This is a genomic window from Autumnicola tepida (assembly GCF_031846485.1).
In the GTDB taxonomy this organism is placed as follows: domain Bacteria; phylum Bacteroidota; class Bacteroidia; order Flavobacteriales; family Flavobacteriaceae; genus Autumnicola; species Autumnicola tepida.
The window spans coordinates 143,798-161,539 of the sequence record NZ_JAVRHQ010000002.1 but is presented as its reverse complement, the minus strand read 5'-3'; the positions used below and the strand labels follow the sequence as shown (position 1 = coordinate 161,539).

The 17,742-nt window shown below is 41.4% G+C and carries 13 protein-coding genes; 10 read left to right on the top strand and 3 right to left on the bottom strand.

Annotated elements, in window-relative coordinates:
- Nucleotide 1 precedes the first annotated feature (1 nt).
- The 5 genes from RM553_RS03355 to bshA all read left to right on the top strand — a co-directional run bounded on the left by RM553_RS03355 (nt 2) and on the right by bshA (nt 6,907).
- The gene (locus tag RM553_RS03355) at nt 2-1,345 is read left to right on the top strand and encodes a 4Fe-4S dicluster domain-containing protein (RefSeq protein WP_311533568.1); all 1,344 of its coding nucleotides are present in this window, start codon (nt 2-4) and stop codon (nt 1,343-1,345) included.
- Between the two features lie 23 nt (nt 1,346-1,368).
- Nucleotides 1,369-2,160 carry a (Fe-S)-binding protein gene (locus tag RM553_RS03350; RefSeq protein ID WP_311533567.1) on the top strand — a complete coding sequence of 264 codons (792 nt, stop codon included), beginning with the start codon at nt 1,369-1,371 and terminating at the stop codon, nt 2,158-2,160.
- Nucleotides 2,161-2,304: 144 nt separating this feature from the next.
- Nucleotides 2,305-2,790, top strand: a complete 486-nt coding sequence (locus RM553_RS03345) for an ABC transporter ATPase (RefSeq protein WP_311533566.1) — start codon at nt 2,305-2,307, stop codon at nt 2,788-2,790.
- Nucleotides 2,791-5,724 carry a serine hydrolase domain-containing protein gene (locus tag RM553_RS03340; RefSeq protein ID WP_311533565.1) on the top strand — a complete coding sequence of 978 codons (2,934 nt, stop codon included), beginning with the start codon at nt 2,791-2,793 and terminating at the stop codon, nt 5,722-5,724.
- Nucleotides 5,725-5,776: 52 nt separating this feature from the next.
- Nucleotides 5,777-6,907 (top strand): N-acetyl-alpha-D-glucosaminyl L-malate synthase BshA, encoded by a 1,131-nt coding sequence (gene bshA / locus RM553_RS03335; RefSeq protein WP_311533564.1) that lies wholly within the window; start codon nt 5,777-5,779, stop codon nt 6,905-6,907.
- A gap of 52 nt (nt 6,908-6,959) precedes the next feature.
- Here bshA and RM553_RS03330 read toward each other — a convergent pair whose 3' ends face one another.
- A complete protein-coding gene (locus RM553_RS03330; protein WP_311533563.1) occupies nt 6,960-7,457 on the bottom strand; it encodes a hypothetical protein in 498 nt (165 codons plus the stop codon).
- A gap of 145 nt (nt 7,458-7,602) precedes the next feature.
- Between RM553_RS03330 and RM553_RS03325 the strand changes: the two genes are divergently transcribed.
- From RM553_RS03325 to RM553_RS03305, 5 genes are all read left to right on the top strand, one after another.
- Entirely contained in the window at nt 7,603-10,521 is a 2,919-nt protein-coding gene (locus RM553_RS03325; protein WP_311533562.1) for an FAD-binding and (Fe-S)-binding domain-containing protein, read from the top strand.
- A gap of 87 nt (nt 10,522-10,608) precedes the next feature.
- Nucleotides 10,609-12,159, top strand: a complete 1,551-nt coding sequence (locus RM553_RS03320) for an ATP-binding protein (protein ID WP_311533561.1) — start codon at nt 10,609-10,611, stop codon at nt 12,157-12,159.
- Nucleotides 12,160-12,169: 10 nt separating this feature from the next.
- A complete protein-coding gene (locus tag RM553_RS03315) occupies nt 12,170-12,547 on the top strand; it encodes a response regulator (protein WP_311533560.1) in 378 nt (125 codons plus the stop codon).
- Between the two features lie 158 nt (nt 12,548-12,705).
- Nucleotides 12,706-13,770 (top strand): chorismate synthase, encoded by a 1,065-nt coding sequence (gene aroC / locus RM553_RS03310; RefSeq protein WP_311533559.1) that lies wholly within the window; start codon nt 12,706-12,708, stop codon nt 13,768-13,770.
- Between the two features lie 20 nt (nt 13,771-13,790).
- Nucleotides 13,791-15,149, top strand: a complete 1,359-nt coding sequence (locus RM553_RS03305) for a dicarboxylate/amino acid:cation symporter (RefSeq protein ID WP_311533558.1) — start codon at nt 13,791-13,793, stop codon at nt 15,147-15,149.
- On the opposite strand, the gene RM553_RS03300 is transcribed toward RM553_RS03305, so the two are convergent.
- Both RM553_RS03300 and RM553_RS03295 read right to left on the bottom strand, forming a co-directional pair.
- Entirely contained in the window at nt 15,133-15,540 is a 408-nt protein-coding gene (locus RM553_RS03300) for a thiol-disulfide oxidoreductase DCC family protein (protein ID WP_311533557.1), read from the bottom strand. The genes RM553_RS03305 and RM553_RS03300 overlap by 17 nt on opposite strands.
- 4 nt (nt 15,541-15,544) lie before the next feature.
- Nucleotides 15,545-17,728, bottom strand: coding sequence for an endonuclease MutS2 (locus RM553_RS03295; protein ID WP_311533556.1), 2,184 nt, complete (start codon nt 17,726-17,728; stop codon nt 15,545-15,547).
- Between the last annotated feature and the right edge of the window lie 14 nt (nt 17,729-17,742).

Here is a 17,742-nt window from a genome sequence, read left to right as displayed (position 1 = left end):
CATGCAAATTATCGCCCAAATCTTATTCTTAATTGCCCTGGTGGCAGGCCTGGGATTTTTCGCGAAAAATATCCGCCTGCTCATTCGAAATATCAAATTAGGGAAAGAAATAGACAGAAAAGACAGGGCAGGGGAACGATTTTCCAAAATGGCCAGGATCGCGTTTGGCCAGAGCAAGATGGTTAGAAAACCCATCGCTGGTATTCTTCATGTTATAGTCTACCTCGGTTTCATAATTATTAATATTGAGGTTCTGGAAATTATTATAGACGGGGTGTTTGGTACCCATCGCATCTTTTCCTTTATGGGCGGCTTTTATAATTTTTTGATAGCTGCATTCGAAATTCTCGCGCTACTGGTTCTTTTGGGGGTAATCATATTCTGGACCAGGAGAAACATTACCAACATTTACAGGTTTCTGGGCCGTGAGCTGAAAGGCTGGCCTAAGAATGACGCTAATTATATCCTTTACTTTGAAATGGTACTGATGCTGTTGTTCCTAACGATGAACGTGGCAGATTATCAATTACAGGTAAACGGCGTGGAGCATTATGCCAATGAGGCCGGAATTATGGGTTCTTTTCCTGTGAGCCAGTTTATGTTACCTGTTTTTGAAGGTTTAAGCGACGGCACCCTCATTATTATTGAAAGAACCGCCTGGTGGCTTCATATTCTGGGAATTTTATTTTTTCTGAATTACTTATATTATTCCAAGCACCTTCATATTTTACTGGCATTTCCCAACGTCTATTTTTCAAAATTAAAGCCGAAGGGGGAATTTGACAACTTACAGTCAGTGACAGATGAAGTCAAGCTAATGATGGATCCCGATGCCGATCCTTTTGCTGCCCCGGCTGAAGGGGAAGAAACAGAAGAACCCGAAAAATTTGGCGCATCAGATGTTATGGATCTCAACAGGGTTCAGCTTTTAAACGCTTATACCTGTACAGAATGCGGGAGATGTACGGCAGAATGCCCGGCAAACAAAACAGGTAAAAAGCTTTCTCCAAGAAAGATCATGATGGATACCCGCGATCGTTTGGAAGAAGTGGGAGAAAACATCAACAAAAACGGAGAATTTAAGGAAGACGGCAAGCAGTTGCTGGATGATTATATTCTTAGGGAAGAACTTTGGGCCTGTACCACCTGTAATGCCTGTGTGGAAGCCTGCCCTGTTGGAATAGATCCCATGTCCATTATAGTAGATATGAGAAGATATCTGGTAATGGAACAAAGCGCGGCCCCTAACGAACTGGCAATTTCTATGACCAACATAGAGAATAATGGCGCGCCCTGGCCTTACAACCAGATGGACAGGTTAAACTGGGCCAAAGAAAATTCATAATTACAAAAGAAAGTAGTAGTGATATGGCAGAAGCATTAAAAGTTCCAACAATGGCCGAATATATGGCAGAAGGCAAACAGCCGGAAGTCCTGTTTTGGGTGGGATGCGCCGGGAGTTTTGACGACAGGGCGAAAAAAATTACCAGGGCTTTTGTGAAACTTTTAAATAAGGCAGGGGTAGATTTTGCAGTTTTGGGAACTGAAGAAAGCTGTACCGGTGATCCTGCCAAACGTGCCGGGAACGAATTCCTCTTCCAGATGCAGGCCGCTGCAAATATTGAAGTCCTTAACGGGTATGAGATTAAAAAAATTGTCACTGCCTGCCCGCACTGCTTCAATACCATAAAGAATGAATACCCGTCCCTTGGTGGAAATTATAAAGTAATGCACCATACCCAATTCCTGAAATCCCTTCTTAATGAGGGCAGGCTGAAAGTTGAAGGCGGTAAATTTAAAGGCAAAAAAATCACTTTTCACGACCCGTGCTATCTGGGAAGAGGGAATGGTGAGTATGAGGCTCCGCGAGATTTGCTTCGCAAGCTGGAAGTGGAACTTGTGGAGATGAGAAATTGCAAGCGCAATGGTTTATGTTGTGGTGCCGGGGGCGCGCAAATGTTCAAAGAGCCGGAACCAGGAACTAAAGACATTAATATAAAGCGAACTGAGGAAGCGATGGAGGTAAAGCCTGAAGTGGTTGCCGCAGGTTGTCCTTTTTGCAATACCATGCTAACCGACGGAGTTAAAAATAAAAATAAAGAGGACAGTATAGCGGTGATGGATGTTGCTGAAATGATCGCTTCTGCCGATGATCTTTAATTTTTTCTTTACTGAAGTTTTTCCGGTTTCCAAACCCGTTCTTCATGAGATTTTCTTAATATCAAAAGTTAAATTACGGTACTATATTTGAAGCTACAGGCTAAACAATTAGCTTTGTAGAAACCTATATTTTTCGACTCAACAATGTTAGTACCTTTTAATACTTTACCAGATAGTTCACGCGTGTGGATCTATCAGTCAAACCGCCCGTTTACTGAAGAAGAACTTCAGGAAATCCAGCCAGAATTAGAACGTTTTATTCAGCGGTGGACCGCTCATGGTGCAGAGCTCAAGGCTTCTTTTGAAATAAAGTACCGCCGGTTTATCGTGCTTGCCCTGGACCAGCAGGTTAATGCCGCTTCGGGCTGCTCTATAGATGCTTCTGTACATTTTATTCAGCAACTGGAAAAAGAGTATGGAGTGGACCTTCTGGATAAAATGAATGTTTCATACAAGCAGGGAGAATTTATCGCGTATAAGAATCTGAGCGATTTCAGAAAAATGGCTAAGGAAAAAGCTGTTTCTTCCAAAACTATTGTTTTTAATAATCTAGTGAATAATAAAGCCGAATACCTTTCAGACTGGGAAGTTCCCGCATCTGAAAGCTGGCATAACCGATTTTTGAATTAAATGACTTTGAAAACAGTTCCGAAAATCCTGTTTTTCAGCTTCCTTTTTTTTCTATCATTTTTTAACCTGTCAGCCCAGCAAACGAGTCCACTTATCAGTAAAGATTTTGCCGCCCAGAAAAAATGGGTGGATAGTCTGTACAATACGATGACCTTAAAGGAGAAAGTAGGGCAGCTGTTTATGGTTGATGTTTTTTCCAGCGGAAGTGATGCTGAAATTGACAAAACCAGGAAATTAATTGAAGAAGAAAAGATTGGCGGCGTGATCTTTTCCAAAGGTGGCCCTGTAAGGCAGGCGAAATTAACGAACGAGTTCCAGGAAATTTCAGATATTCCATTGCTTGTAGGTATGGATGCCGAATGGGGGCTGGCCATGCGGCTGGATTCCACTTTTGCCCTTCCCTGGAATATGACGCTTGGTGCCATTCAGGATAATCAGTTAATCGAAGAGGCCGGGGCGGCTATTTCCCGCAACGCTAAAAGAATGGGGGTTCATATTAACTTTGCCCCGGTGGTGGATATTAACACCAATCCCGAAAACCCCATTATTGGAAACCGTTCTTTTGGTGAAAATAAAGAAAAAGTGACTGAAAAGGCTGTTGCTTTTATGAAGGGGATGCAGCGGGAAGGGATTCTTTCCAGTGCAAAACATTTTCCGGGCCATGGCGATACCGATACCGATTCCCATAAAACCCTTCCTACTATTTCTTTCTCCAAAAAAAGAATAGATAGTGTGGAGCTGTACCCTTACCGCAAACTGATCCAGGAAGGGCTGTCCAGTGTAATGGTGGCCCACTTAAATGTTCCGGCCCTGGAGAAAGAAGATGGTACGCCGTCTTCTTTGAGTAAAACTGTGGTGACAGGAATTTTAAAAAATGAACTTGGATTTCATGGTCTCATATTTACAGACGCGCTAAATATGAAGGGTGCTTCAAATTTTAGCGACCCCGGAGATATAGATCTTGCGGCTTTTATGGCGGGCAACGATGTTTTGCTTATTTCAGAAGATGTGCCTAAAGCTGTTCAAAAAATTATTGATGCCTATAATTCGGGAAGCATTAAGGAACAGCGGTTAAGCCATTCAGTTAAAAAAATCCTTTATGCGAAATATAAGGCAGGATTAAATGATTATGAACCGGTGAATACTGCTTTCCTGGTAGAAGAATTAAATAATATCCGGGATAAAGCCCTGTTCGAAAAGCTCACTGAAAATTCTATAACGCTTATAAAGAATAACACCGGGATTTTGCCGATAAAAAAGCTTGCAAAAAAGAAGATCGCTTATGTGAATTTTGGAGATGGGGACGGTAGCGCATTTTTGGAGCAGTTAAAGAAATACACCAAAATAGATTGGGTGAGAGCCAGTAAGCTTTCAGAATTACTGGAGAAGTTAGATGAATATGATCAGGTTATAGTGGGTTTTCACAAGCCGGATAACAGCCCATGGGCAGATTATAAATTTTCCAGTAATGAAATAAGATGGATCTACGAAATTGCCAGGAGAAATAAAACGCTCCTCAGCGTTTTTGCCCGGCCTTATGCCTTACTTGATATTCCTGGTTTTAATGACCTGGAGGCGATAGTTGTAGGATATCAGAACAACGAAGTGGCACAGCAAAAAGTGGCGCAGGTCCTCTTTGGTGCCCTGGAAGCAAAAGGAGAACTGCCCGTAAGCATTGGCAAAGAATTTCCCGAGGGCACAGGCCTGCATACCAAAAACCTGAACCGGCTTAGTTACGGACTTCCTGAAACGGTGGGATTAAACTCCAGCAAACTAAAAGATATAGATTCTATAATTAATTTTGCCATAGGTGAAAAAATGACTCCCGGAGCCCAGATCCTGGTTGCGAGAAAAGGAAAAGTGATATTTCAGCGGAATTTTGGATACCAGACCTATGAAGAGGAATTACCGGTTACCGATACCACTCTTTACGACCTGGCTTCGCTTACAAAAATTTTGGCCACGCTTCCAATTGTTATGGAACAGGAGGAAAAGGGGATTGTAAGTTTTGATACCACATTAGGGGAATTAATGCCGGTATTTAAAGGTTCAAATAAAGAAAATATCAGGTTGCAGGATATGCTGATGCATTATGCAAGGCTAAAGGTTTGGATTCCTTTTTATATTTCTACTTTGAGTAAAAAAACGCATAAACCTTCTGATGTTTTTTATAGTACCGTTCCAAAGGAAACCTTTCATACCCAGGTTGCGGACCATATGTACATAAAAGATGATGCCCAGGATACTATTCTCAGCCTTATCCGGGACAGTAGCCTGGAGCGAAAAAAAGAGTATAAGTACAGCGACCTGCCTTTTTATATTCTGAAATATTATCTGGAAGATTATTATGATACCAATATGAATAGTCTTACTCAGGAAAAGCTCTATCGTCCCCTTGGTGCAAATTATACCGGTTATTTACCTCTTACACGCTTTAGCCTTGAACAAATTGCTCCAACCGAAGAGGATAAGTTATGGCGGGCGCAAACCGTTCATGGTTATGTTCACGACCAGGGCGCGGCTATGCAGGGAGGCATTGGTGGCCATGCCGGCTTATTCAGCAATTCCAACGATGTGGCAAAAATAATGCAAATGTACCTTAATGGAGGAAGCTATGGTGGAGAAAAATTCCTGAAGCCGGGAACCATTTCAAAGTTCAACACCTGTTATTATTGTGACGAGGATGTAAGGCGTGGCGTAGGATTCGACAAACCTCAGTTACACAGCGTAGGCCCTACCTGTGGCTGTGTTTCACTAACGAGTTTTGGCCATAGCGGATTCACGGGAACTTTTGCCTGGGCAGACCCGGCGGAAGAAATTATATACGTATTTTTGTCTAACAGGACCTACCCCGATTCCAATAACAGGGAGTTGATAAGGGAGGATATCAGGTCAAAAATACAGGAAGTGATCTATGAAGCTATAGATTTTTAGTGCCTGTAAATTTAATGCTTTTGGTCCCGGGTCCTTTAAAAGAAATAAATAAATGAAAATTGCTATTGTTTGTTACCCAACATTTGGGGGCAGTGGAGTGGTAGCCACTGAACTTGGCCTGGCGCTCTCCAAAAGAGGACACGAGATCCATTTTATTACTTATAAACAGCCGGTAAGGCTGGACCAGCTTTCCAGCAATGTCCGTTTTCACGAGGTGCATGTGCCGGAATATCCCCTTTTTCATTATCAGCCTTACGAATTGGCTTTAAGCAGTAAGCTGGTGAATATGGTAAAGCTGCACGGGATAGAATTATTACATGTGCATTACGCGATACCACACGCTTACGCAGGTTACATGGCAAAGAAGATGCTTGAAGAGGAAGGCATTTTCATTCCTATGGTAACCACGTTGCACGGCACCGATATTACGTTGGTTGGCCGCCACCCATTTTACAAACCTGCAGTCAAATTCAGTATTAACAGCAGTGATGTGGTTACTTCGGTTTCCCAAAGCCTTAAGGAAGACACCCTTAGTTCCTTTAATATTACCAGGGAAATACAGGTAGTGCCTAATTTTATTGATGTTAGTAAATTCGACCGCAAATCTTTTACCGATTGCCAGCGGGAAATGATGGCTTCTGAAGATGAAAAAATTATCACCCATGTAAGCAACTTTAGAAAGGTGAAACGCATTGATGATGTGGTAAAGATCTTTTTTGAAATTCAGAAGAAAATAAAGGCGAAACTAATGATGGTTGGTGAAGGCCCGGAAAAAGAAATGGCGGAAGAGCTGGTGAAAGAACTTCAAATTCAGGATAAAGTGCTTTTCCTGGGAGAAAGCCATGAAATAGATAAAGTACTTTGTTTCTCAGACCTCTTTCTGTTGCCTTCTGAAAAGGAAAGCTTTGGGCTGGCCGCCCTGGAAGCTATGGTGAACGGCGTGCCTGTTATTTCTACTAATACCGGCGGTTTGCCTGAAGTAAATGTAGAAGGAGTTTCCGGTTTTCTTAATAAGGTTGGAGATGTGCAGAAGATGGCAGAGAATGCAATTTTTATTCTGGAAGATAAAGAGCGTTTGAAGAAGTTTAAAGAAAACGCCCACCGGGAAGCGGAAAAATTTGACATCAACAGGATTGTTCCTCAATATGAAGAACTTTACCAGAGTTTACTGGAAAAAGTATAAAATAAAAAAAGTGGGATTTGCTCCCACTTTTTTTATTCAATTTCTGTCTTTATTAAAACTGATATCGTACTCCTACAGCGATATCTGGTGTAAAATCATCAATATAATCGTATCCGCTAAGGCCAATTTCAGGGCGAAGGTCCAGAGAGACCATTAGTGGAATATCAAAACTATATTCAATTCCCACATCTCCGGCTATAGAAAAGAAGGCACCTTCATCTGCTTCAACATTATCCCTCTTATCAGATACTCCGCCAATTCCGGCACCTGCACCGGCATACCAGTTAAAATTGCCATCTATGTTCCATACCCACTGGTAAAGGCCCATGACTTTAAATGCGCTATAATCACTATCATTTCTCCAGCCTAAATCCAGCTCAAGACGGTTGTTGTCCATTCCCAGGGCACGCTGATAAGAAATTTCAGCCCCATACGCGTTACCGCCTCCAAGGCGCAAACCAATAGCATTATCAGCTATTTCCTGAGCTTTTGCTCCTGTAAACAATGCCGCACCAAAACTGAGCGCTGCGAATAAAAATAATTTCTTCATTCTTTTAGAGATTTTCTTGTTTGTTTTGACAAATTTAATTGTTCGTTATTAAGGCAAACGCCGGGTTAGGCCAATCTATTGTTAATAATGTTTAAAAATGTGTTAAGCGGATCCCGCTTAAATTCTTAAATTTATGATTTTTTATATGAAAGAAAAGCTGGAGGCCCTGGAAGGCCAAATAGAAGGAGAACTTTTTTCTGATGATTTATGGCGTTCTATCTATGCCACCGATGCATCTGTGTACAGGGAATTGCCACTGGCAGTTTGCTATCCTAAAAGTGAGAAGGATATTAAAATCCTAATAAAATTTGCTTCCAACAATAACACGTCGCTTATCCCACGTACAGCCGGCACTTCACTTGCCGGGCAATGTGTGGGAACGGGCATAATTGTAGATGTTTCCAAACATTTTACCAAAATCCTGGAAATAGATACCGAAAATAAAACGGTAAGGTTACAGCCTGGCGTTATAAGAGACGATTTAAACCGGATCCTAAATGAACACGGTCTCTTTTTCGGGCCAAACACTTCCACTTCCAATCGTTGCATGATAGGTGGGATGGTGGGAAATAACTCCAGCGGCACCACTTCTATAAAATATGGCACTACCCGGGAAAAGGTTATTTCTCTCAAGACCATTTTAAGTGATGGGAGTAATGCGGAATTCGGATATATATCCAATCAGGCTTTTGGTGAAAAACTTCAGTTGCAAAATCTGGAAGGAAAAATATACCGGGAGCTGAAAGAGAAGTTGTCTTCCGAAGAAAATCAAAAGGAAATAAAGGAAAAGTTTCCACCCAGGGAAATGCACCGGCGAAATACCGGCTATGCCATAGACGACCTTCTTTATAACCAGGTTTTCGATCCCGGGGAAGCTGAAGAATTTAACCTGGCAAAATTTTTGGCCGGGAGTGAAGGCACTTTGGCCTTTACTACAGAAATCACCTTACAACTGGACAATTTACCGCCTCCAAAAGCAGCTATGGTGGCAGCCCATTATAATTCTATTGAAGCCTGTTTGCAGGCTGTTGTCCCCGCCATGCAACATCCCTTGTTTACCTGCGAAATGATGGATAAAACCATCCTGGACTGTACAAAACAGAATCTTAAATATAAGGAGAACAGGTTTTTTATAGACGGCGATCCTAAAGCCATTTTAATGCTGGAGCTAAGGGCAAACAGTGATGAGGAACTACAAAAACAGACGAAAAAGCTGCTTTACACTCTCGAATCTTCCGGCCTTGGCTATGCCTTTCCCGTACTTTACGGAGAACAGATTGATCTGGCGCTGGAATTGCGCAAAGCCGGCCTTGGGTTGTTGGGGAATATTACCGGAGACCGTAAAGCCGTGGCCTGTATAGAAGATACCGCAGTGGCCCTCCCAAAACTTGCTTCCTATATAGATGAATTTACCAAAGTGATGAGCAGGTATAAACAGGATGCCGTGTATTATGCCCATGCCGGGGCCGGGGAATTGCACCTTAGGCCTATCCTGGATATCAAGAAATCTGAAGATGTTAAGCTTTTTCGAAGTATTACGGAAGATGTGGCCAGGCTTGTGAAAAAATATAATGGTTCCATGAGCGGCGAGCATGGAGATGGGAGAGTAAGGGCAGAGTTTATTGAATATATGATAGGCCCTAAAAATTACCAGATTTTAAGGGAGCTGAAGTTCACCTTTGATCCGCAGAATATATTTAATCCGGGAAAGATTATAGATGCCGCGCCAATGGATACCTCGTTTAGATATGAAGTAGACCGCGAAGAGCCTGAAATAAATACTTTAATGAATTTTTCTGAAACCCAGGGAATCCTAAGGCTTGCAGAGCAGTGCAATGGCAGCGGGGACTGCAGGAAATCTTCAGAATCTGGCGGGACGATGTGCCCCAGTTACAGGGCTACCAAAAATGAAAAAGATACTACGCGGGCAAGGGCCAACGCATTAAGGGAATTCCTAACTAATTCAGAAAAAAAGAACCGCTTTGATAATGCGGAATTAAAAGAGGTTTTCGATTTATGCATAAGTTGTAAAGGCTGTAAAAGCGAATGTCCTTCCAGTGTAGATGTAGCTGCGTTAAAAGCAGAATTTCAATATCAATATCAGAAGGAAAACGGTTTTACCAGGCGCAATAAAATGTTTGTAAACAACGCAAAAATGAACCGGCTTGGTTCAAAAATGCCCGGGATTTCTAATTTTTTCTTCAAAAACAACATTACCTCTGGAATAGCTAAAAAAGCTTTTGGAATAGCAAAAGAGCGAAGTCTTCCCCAGCTTTCTTCCCAAACACTTTGGAGTTATTACAAAAAGAACAGGCGGCGCCTTATACCTGAAAATCCCATAAAGAAAGTTTACCTGTTTAATGATGAATTCACCAATTATCTGGATGCTGAAATTGGTATTGATGCGCTGGAACTTTTGTTTAAGCTGAATTACCAGGTAGAGATCATAGAACATGAAGAAAGCGGGCGCAGCCACCTTTCCAAAGGATTTTTGGAAGAGGCTAAGGAACTGGCCAATAAGAATATCTGGCTGTTTAAAGATATTATTTCTGAAGAAACGCCGCTTATTGGAATAGAACCTTCTGCTGTATTGAGTTTTCGGGATGAGTACCTTCGGCTGGCTGAAGATAAAACAGAAGCCGAAGCTCTTGCCAATAATTGTATGATCATTGAGGAATTTCTAAAAAAGGAGGTTTCCCTTGGCAATATAAAAGCATCTTCATTCACTTCAGAAGAAAAGGAAATAAAGATCCACGGGCATTGCCACCAAAAAGCACTTTCCAACACTGCAGTTACTTTTAGCATACTTAATCTGCCGGAAAATTATAAAGTCACAATTATACCTTCAGGATGTTGTGGGATGGCAGGATCTTTTGGGTATGAAGAGGAGCATTACCAGGTTAGTATGAGTATAGGAGAACAAACGCTGTTCCCGGCGGTAAGAAAAGCTCCTAAAGAAACCATTATTTCGGCCAATGGTACCAGTTGCAGGCATCAGATAAAGGATGGTACCCAGAGAACGGCTCTGCATCCCGTTAGTATTTTAAGAAAAGCATTAATATAATGGACGATAATATTAACAGAACATTGTAGGTAAAAGCAAAAAGGCTTCCCCTTATTTATCTTTATATTTGGGGGCATAAGCTTTTAAATGAAGAATTCAAAGACAGAAAAAAATGAAACTGCAGATGTTGCGCATCTTCAGGCGGAGATTGAGAGGTTACGCTCCTGTCTTGATCATGAGAGGGAAGTAAATAACCGTTATAAAGAGATTATCCATTCCTCGCCTTCATTAATTGCTTTTTTAAGAGGTGAAAATCTTGTTATTGAAGTAGCAAATGAAGCTATACTCCAAAATTGGGGCAAAGGGAAGTCCGTGATTGGAAAACCCCTGATGAAAGCCGTTCCGGAACTGGAAGGACAGGGTTTTTATGAATTGTTAATGAAGGTTTACCATACGGGAGAGGTAGTAAGAGCTTTCGAAATGCCCGGGGAACACATAGTGAACGGAGAAAGAAAGCTTGAATATTTTGATTTTTTTTATCAGCCGCAAAGGAACCACAAGGGAGAAGTAGAAGGAATAGGGATAATTGCCACTATAGTTTCGCAACAGGCAGAGCTGCATCAGAAATTAAGGGAGAATGAATCAAAATTCCGCCAGATGATTGACTTTATGCCTCATAAAATTACCATTGCAGACGCCAGTGGAAAATCTTTTTATTATAACAAAAGCTGGCAGGATTATACCGGCTTATCCATGCAGGAGCTTATAAATGAAGAAAAGTCGCAGCGCATGCATCCTGAAGAAAGGTATTATATAATGCAGGCGGTAAAAGAAAAATTATCTAAAGGAACAGAACTGGAAGTGGAAATGCGGATTTTGAATAAGGACGGGGATTATAAGTGGCACCTTACCAGGGGAATTCCTTTGCGGGATGAAAGCGGAGAAATTGTTAATTGGGTGAGCTCCAGTACTGAAATTCAGAAATTGAAGGATGAGGAAAAGAAAAAGGAGAAATTCCTGAAACTGGTGAGCCATGAGCTAAAAACCCCTGTAACTTCAATTAAAGGCTATACACAGTTATTAACTTCTATCCTGGACGAGAACAGAGATTCTAAAATTAAGGAAGTACCTTTATCCTCTTATTTATGTAGAATTGAAAACGAGGTAGAACGCCAGGTTAGACTTATTTCAGAAATCCTGGATCTTTCCAGGATTGAAGAAAATGAATTGGAATTCAGCAAGAAAAAGTTCCTCCTGAATGAGTTGGTTGAAGAAACCATACAGGACATACATTTTTCTAACCAGGACTTTAATTCCATAAATTTGAAGAACAATTGTAAATGCCTGGTTGATGCGGACCGTTCCAGGATTAGTCAGGTGCTTATGAACATAATTACCAACGCTATTAAATACTCTTCGGACATTAAGGATATTGAGGTATCGGTAGAGAAAGAAGAAGAGCATCTTGCTGCTGTGAAGATCAGGGATAAAGGCATAGGGATTCCTGAAAATGAACTGGATAAGATATTTCAGCGGTTTTACAGGGTAGGAGCTAAAAATGAAGATACTTATGCCGGTTTTGGAATAGGATTGTTTTTATCTAATGAAATTATAAAACGTCATGGTGGCTCTATTAAGGTAGAGAGCACTTTTGGGGAAGGTTCAGAATTTACCATTTCCCTCCCCTGTACAAATTAATCAGAAATATATGGCAAGAATATTAGTAGTAGATGACGATGCGTCTATTGGATACATGATTAGGGATATACTTGAATTCAAAGACCACAACGTTACCTTATCCCAAAGGCCTTTGGAAACAAAGGATAATATTGTTAACAATAATATAGAACTCGTACTGCTTGATAAGCTGATTTCTGGAGTAGACGGTACTGAAGTTTGTGGACAGTTGAAGCAGGACGAAGAAGTTGCCCACGTCCCGGTGGTGATGATGTCTGCACTACACAATGCAGATAAAATTTGTAAAGAAGCTGGTGCGGTGGATTTTATAGCTAAACCTTTTGATATGGCTACCTTAATTTCCAGGATAGATGAAGTTTTAGCAACTCACTCCAATAAAGAAGATTAAATTCGAAATCCCGTCAAAACTTGCAATTTTCATCTGCTGGTGCAATAGGATAGAAATAGTCATTCCTGTTGGTTTTCGCCTCCTTTTATCCCGACAATAATTGAAATTAGCCTTTCAAAAGTGGGGCTAAAAATTTACATTTGCTCAAAACGAGAACTATGGCGGGTAATTCCTTCGGAAAAATTTTTAAACTTACCACATTTGGAGAATCACACGGGCAGGCAATAGGAGGAATAATTGACGGTTGTCCCGCCGGCTTGGAAATAGCTATAGAAAAGATTCAGCAGGAGCTTAACCGCCGCAGGCCAGGGCAATCTGCCATTGTTACACAAAGAAAAGAGCCGGATACCGTAGAATTTTATTCCGGGCTTTTTGAAGGAAAAACAACCGGCACCCCAATTGGTTTTGTCATTAAAAATGCAAACCAGAAGTCTAAGGATTATTCGCATATCAAAGATACTTACAGGCCTTCCCATGCCGATTATACTTATGATGAAAAATATGGAGTAAGGGATTATCGCGGAGGAGGAAGATCTTCTGCCCGCGAAACTGCCTGTAGAGTGGTGGCCGGCGCGCTGGCAAAGCAATTAATCTCTGAAATCGAAATTAACGCCTACGTTGCTTCGGTTGGGGAAATTGAACTTCAAAAGAAGCATAACGAACTGGATTTCAGCTTAACCGAAACGAATCCTGTACGCTGTCCTGATCCTGCCACTGCCGAAAAAATGGAAGCTTACATAAAAAAGATCAGGTCTGAAGGAGATACAGTGGGTGGAACCGTACAGTGTGTAATAAAAAATGTTCCAAAAGGACTGGGAGAACCGGTTTTTGACAAATTACATGCAGAACTTGGCAAAGCCATGCTTTCCATAAATGCCGTAAAAGGTTTTGAATACGGGAGTGGTTTTGAAGGCACTAAAATGAGGGGAAGTAAACACAACGACCTTTTTAACAATGATGGCTCCACAAAAACAAATCTTAGCGGCGGGATCCAGGGCGGAATTTCCAACGGAATGGACATCTACTTCAATGTTGCCTTTAAACCGGTGGCTACCATTATGCAAAATCAGGAAACCATAAATTCTGAAGGGGAATCTGTAGAAATGCAGGGTAAAGGCAGGCATGATCCCTGCGTGGTGCCAAGGGCGGTCCCTATTGTGGAAGCGATGGCAGCCTTAGTGATAGCAGATTATTTGCTTCAGAATAAAACATCAAGAATCTAAAATTTCGATATAGCTTTACTATGAAAAAACTTGCACTGCATTGGCAGATTTTATTAGGAATGGCTGGCGGCGTAATATTCGCGCTTATTCTCACCAATTTTAGTTGGGGGGAAGAATTTGTAAGCGATTGGATAAAGCCTTTCGGCAATATTTTTATTAATGCCCTTAAACTAATTGCAGTGCCACTTATCCTGGCCTCCCTTATTAAAGGAATATCAGATTTAAAGGATATTTCAAAATTGTCCAAAATGGGGACCAGGACCATAGCCACCTATATTATTACCACTATAATTGCAGTTTCTATTGGCCTTGGGATGGTAAACCTCATAAATCCCGGAGGCACTATTTCGCAAGAAACCAGGGAAGACTTGCTGGCAAGTTATGAAGGGGATGCCTCCGGAGTACAGCTTAATGCAGCCAAGCAACGGGAATCTGGGCCTTTGCAGGCTTTGGAAGACCTTGTACCCAGCAATATTTTTGCCGCGGCCGGAGATAATGCCAATATGTTACAGGTAATCTTTTTTGCTATTTTCTTCGGAATCGGCCTCATCCTTATCCCGGAAAAAACTGCCAAACCTGTAAAGGATTTCTTTGATGGGTTTAACGAGGTGATCCTTAAGATGATAGACATCATTATGCTTACCGCGCCTTATGGTGTATTTGCACTGCTGGCCGCTCTAGTGGTGGAATCTCCCAGCGCCGATCTGTTCGCTGCCCTGGGAATGTATGCCCTTACGGTACTTATTGGACTGGCATTAATGATTGGAGTGTATGTTTTACTGGTATGGATTTTTACGAAAAACACGCCCTCTTTTTTTATTAATGGAATTGCCCCTGCGCAACTCCTTGCTTTTTCAACCAGTTCCAGCGCGGCCACTTTGCCGGTAACTATGGAAAGGGTAGAGGAGCACATGGGGGTTCACCGGGAAGTAACCAGTTTTGTACTTCCTATTGGCGCTACTATTAATATGGATGGTACCAGCCTATACCAGGCCGTGGCTGCAGTCTTTATTGCACAGGCTTTTGGAATAGACCTTAGTATAGGTGCCCAGCTTGGAATTATTGCAACTGCAACATTGGCATCTATAGGCTCTGCAGCGGTACCAGGTGCGGGAATGGTAATGTTGGTTATTGTTTTGGCCCAGGCAGGCATTCCTGAAGCAGGTTTAGCACTAATCTTTGCCGTAGACCGGCCACTGGATATGTGCAGGACTACAGTAAATGTTACCGGGGACGCTGCGGTGGCTTTAATGGTAGCCAAATCTGTTGATAAAATGGGGGAACCGAATGTGAAAGACTGGGATGATAATTATTATGAAGAACAGGTGGAAACCAGTTCTTCAGAAAGCAGGTCACCAGGTTCTAATCCAAAAATTTAGCTTTTAGTTCAGGGGTGGGAATCATGCAGCTTTCTTTTTTTCCAAACCACTTATACCTGTTTTTGGCAATAAGGTCATAAACCAGGTCCCGAAAACCCTCAGGTAGAAATATAAAGTTTTTTAGCAGGGAATAGCCACCGGAAAGATCACGGGAAATTTCCAGGGCAGCGGAAGATTTCCGGTAATAAGCCACACTAGGTTCAATAAGAATAACTGAATCTATTGCTTCCGGGTCCAGGCCTCTTTCTGCTACCAGCTTTTTGCCAAATTCGCTTTGCAGGGAAGCAAATCTAAAGATATCTTTCTTATCATGTTTAATAATAAAATTGACTGCGCCGTCGCAAAGATTACAAACCCCGTCAAATAGCACAATTTTCTTTCCTTCTTCCATAATATTATTTTTTCATGGCCTGCACCAGTTCCAGCTGATTTATATCCACCGAGGTGGTAAACATACCGTAATTTACAATTGCTTTACCTTTTTCAATTTTATCCAAAGTCCCCACGCTTTTACTATCCTCAAGCCTTACCCGGTCGCCAATTCTTAAAGTAGCTTTAGGTTTATTGGCTTCTTTTTGGGCAGCTATTTTTTGCTTTTCTTTTTCTTCCTTCTTCTGCTTCCTGATAGGCTCAATTTTTTTAGCTACTTCCTGCTGGAGCTTCTTTTCCTGTGCTTTTTTCGCTTTGCGTTGCCTGGCAGATTCTTTCTTTCGCTTGGAATTTTCAATTTCAACCATTTTCAGAAATTCTCCTATCAATTCCTTCTTTTTCTTGTCGTTGAAATATTTTTCGCTAATATCATTTATCTTTTGGCCAAGATATATCAGTCGCTGATTGGTATCATACAATTCCTGGTAACTTTCCAGCTTTTGCTGAACCCGGCTATTGATCTCTTCCAGCTTGTCTTTTTCCTGGGCAGCCCTAACTTCCTTTGTCTTTAGGGAATCTGTGGTTTTTTGCAGTTTGGACCGCTCCTGCTGAAGTTTGGCAATGCTTTTATCAAACCTTATTTTTCCTCTTTCCACTTTTTTCTTGGAACGGTTAATAAGGCTAAAAGGAATACCGTTTTTTTGCGCAACTTCAAAAGTAAAGGAACTTCCCGCTTCTCCAACCTGCAGTTTAAACATAGGCTCCAGGCTGTTGGAATCAAAAAGCATATTGGCGTTGCTCATATTTGGCAATTCTCCAGCTAGTTTTTTCAGGTTCGCGTAATGCGTGGTGAGGATTCCAAAAGATTCTTTTTCATAAAAAACCTCCAGAAAAGTTTCAGCTAAAGCACCGCCAAGTTCAGGATCACTTCCGGTCCCGAATTCATCTATAAGAAAGAGCGTGTTCTCATCACACTTCCAAAGAAATTTCTTCATATTCTTCAGCCTGTAACTGTAGGTGCTTAAATGATTTTCTATGGACTGATTATCCCCAATATCGGTTAGGATCTTATCAAAGAAACACATCCGGCTGTATTCATGTACAGGAACCAGGATTCCGCTTTGCAACATAACCTGAAGCAGCCCAACCGTTTTTAGCGTAATACTTTTACCACCGGCATTGGGGCCGGAAATAACAATTATCCGGTTGTCTTTTGCCATTTCTATGGTCTGCGGAAAAGTCTTCTTGCCAGTTCTCTTATTGGAAAGCAGCAATAAAGGGTGATAAGCCTCTTTTAGCTGAACCTCTTTGTTATCTGAAATTTTAGGCAAAATTCCGTTGACCTTGTCGGCATATTTAGCCTTGGCGGCAATAACATCAATCTCACTCAGCAGTTCCTGGTAATCCATTAGTAGTTCCCGGTAAGGCCTGAGGAAATTTGTTAATTCCTTCAATATTCTGTTGATCTCTTCTTTTTCTTCATATTGAAGGTTATTCAGCTCCCGAGTAAATTGAAAAGTAGATTCCGGCTGGATGTAAACGATGCTTCCGGTTTTGGAATTGCCCATAATCCCGCCTTTTACCTTTCTCCTGTACATGGCTTTTACGGCAAGAACCCGAACATTTTCCACCACACTTTCCCGTATTTCATCTAAATAGCCATAGCCGGAATATGTGGTAAGTGCTGAGCTAAAACTGGAATTAATTTTTCCTTTTACGGAATTTATGGAGCGCCTTATATTTTGAAGAAGGGGAGAGGCATCATCTTTTAACTCGCCATATTTGTCAATTACCTGCCCAACTTTCTCAATAACTTCGGTAGTGTATTCCACTTCTGAAGTGGTGGTGTATAGTGCAGGATAAATCTCCCTGAACTTTCTGAAATACCGTAGCTGGGTATTTACCGTTTCTGAAATGGAAGCTATTTTCCTGAAGCCACCAACTTCAAGAATGCTATCTTCAATTTTCAGCAATTTTATTTCATTCTGAATAGTATCAAAACCATGATTGGGAATAGGGCTTTCCTGCGTTTTGGAATTTACATATTCATTGGTTTGATTAAGGCCAAAATAGGTTTTTTTATAGGTTGAAAATGGCTTTATATCCAGTGCTTTTTCCTTACCCATTCCCGTAACGCAAAGTTCGCTGATTTGCTCACGCACTACCGGAAATTCCAGATCAATAAGGCTCTTAGCTGCAATTTTTATCATAGTAATTTTTCCCT